4 protein-coding genes are annotated in these 2,082 nt (G+C 38.8%); 2 read left to right on the forward strand and 2 right to left on the reverse strand.

Annotated elements, in window-relative coordinates; translation table 11 throughout:
• The coding region (locus WBM49_RS07270; protein WP_424371395.1) for a hypothetical protein at window positions 1-267 on the forward strand (267 nt) is incomplete at its 5' end.
• A gap of 11 nt (window positions 268-278) precedes the next feature.
• Here the strand turns inward: WBM49_RS07270 and WBM49_RS07275 are convergent.
• Window positions 279-629: a hypothetical protein gene (locus WBM49_RS07275; RefSeq protein WP_424371396.1), complete on the reverse strand. Its 351-nt coding sequence runs from the start codon at window positions 627-629 to the stop codon at window positions 279-281.
• A gap of 211 nt (window positions 630-840) precedes the next feature.
• Here WBM49_RS07275 and WBM49_RS07280 point away from each other — a divergent pair, with 211 nt between their 5' ends.
• Window positions 841-1,128 carry a DNA-binding protein gene (locus WBM49_RS07280; protein ID WP_424371397.1) on the forward strand — a complete coding sequence of 96 codons (288 nt, stop codon included), beginning with the start codon at window positions 841-843 and terminating at the stop codon, window positions 1,126-1,128.
• A gap of 28 nt (window positions 1,129-1,156) precedes the next feature.
• On the opposite strand, the gene WBM49_RS07285 is transcribed toward WBM49_RS07280, so the two are convergent.
• Window positions 1,157-2,082: PglZ domain-containing protein (locus WBM49_RS07285; RefSeq protein WP_424371398.1), on the reverse strand; the 926-nt coding region annotated here is incomplete at its 5' end.

Genomic DNA, 2,082 nt, shown 5'->3' on the forward strand with positions numbered 1-2,082 from the left:
GTATTCCCCTTTGTATTGCTAACAATTTTATTTGTTGCTATGCTATCCAAATGGATAAAGTATAAAACTGATTTACTCTTAGTCTATGAAGTCGTGTGTGAAGAAGTAGAAGAGTTGATTGAAGAAATCAAAGGTGAACAGTTAAGTGAATTAATTCAAAAATACAGGGAAATCAAGGAAGGAAATTTGGAAAAAGGTAGGGAATATTACAATGCCAAACTAAAAGAGCTAGAAGCTGAAGTATTCCTAAAGCTCGGGTTGAAATAGGGGTGACCTTCTTACTCGGTATCTTTGATCTCTGCCCTGATCTCTTGTATAAGCTTTTCAAGATCTTTTTCGTGCCTCTCTTTAATTTTCTTTTCTATAATGGCTTCTATCTCATGCTGTTTCTCTCTGGAAAGCTGATCAAAATCGAGTGGCTCTTCTGGAGTTGCTCTTTTTAACATAGAGCCTTCACCCGTTAATAACCAGACTACATTTAACTGGGGATACACTCGAAGTATATTTTCAATGACATCACTACCCACGGAAGCATTGTTCTTTTTCATACGCAGCGTATAACCATTGCTGGCACCTATTGAGAGATCAAATTGACGTGCGCTTAATCCTGCATGTGTGATGAACTTCATTAAGCGATCAATTGTTTTTAACATAGTCGAGGAAATAATCTATAATTTATATTAATTCTTGGCACAAATATATGAATAATACAGAATAGTTAGTCCAAAATATAGTTTTCTCAATTATTTGTGGACATTTTCTTGTACATATAGAAAATATTCTATATACTTATAAAATATTAAGATTTGTTCACTTGTATCACTACTATATAACAGGCTTATGAACACTATAAAGACATTAGAGCGTTTGCAAAGGATTCATTTCCTCATAGAAAAAGAGTGTACGGGTTCCCCGTATGAATTAGCCTGTAAAATGAATGTTAGTGAGCGCTCTATTTATAACCTTATAGATTATCTAAGGGATTTTGAAGCCATCATCAGATATGATAGGAGCAGAAAAACTTATTATTACCAAAACAAGTTTAGCCTCAGCCTGCAAATCTCACTTTCCATTGGTACGGATGACGAGGTCACGGAAATTCTTGGAGGCACCTACCTCGATCACTAACTACCACGAATTATATGTAAGATCTGGCCTAGCGCGGATTTAACACTACAAAGGGAATGATCATCTCTTCCAGGGAGACCCCACCATGCTGATACGTATTGCGGTAATAGCTTACGTAGTGGTTGTAATTATTGGGATAGGCAAAGAACAGATCGTTCTTCGCAAAGATAAAGGAACTGCTCATGGTGATATTGGGTAAAAACAGCTTTCCGGGTTCTTTTGCTTCTAACACATCTTTAGAATCATAGGATAAACTCCTGCCCGTTTTATACCGTAAATTAAGACTGGTTTCCCGGTCGCCAATTACCTTGGAGGGTTGTTTTACATTAATAGTACCGTGGTCTGTAGTGATGATGAGCTTCATCCCCAGCGTCCTGGCCTTTTGAATGATCTCTAAAAGGGGAGAATTCTTAAACCAGCTAAGGGTGAGCGACCTGTAGGCCTTGTCGTTTGAAGCCAATTCCTTTATCACGTCCATCTCTGTTTTGGCATGAGACAGCATATCTACAAAATTGTATACAATCACCGTTAGATCGTTCTTTTTTTGTGTATTGAAATTTTGCACAAGATTCCGACCCTGCTTTAAACTGCTTATTTTATGGTATTCCCATTCCAGGTTGAGGCCCAGCCGGGCCAATTGCGCTTCCAGGAATTTATCCTCAAACAGATTCTTGCCTCCTTCGTCCGTATCATTTTTCCACCATTTTGGATATTTCCTTTCCATATCCAAGGGCGTAAGTCCGGAAAAAAGGGCATTGCGCGCATACTGGGTTGCGGTAGGCAAAATACTGTAGTAGGGGACTTCCTTGCTTTTTTTGTAAAATGGCGTAAGGGCGTCCTCAAAGGAGATCCACTGATCGTATCGCAAGTTGTCTATGACCACCAAAAGGGTAGGAGTACCATCTAATTCCGGTTTTACTAATTGCTGGAACAAGGTGTGCGATAGTATTGGTC

The sequence above is a fragment of the Muriicola sp. genome, from assembly GCF_049669965.1.
Lineage (GTDB): Bacteria > Bacteroidota > Bacteroidia > Flavobacteriales > Flavobacteriaceae > Muriicola.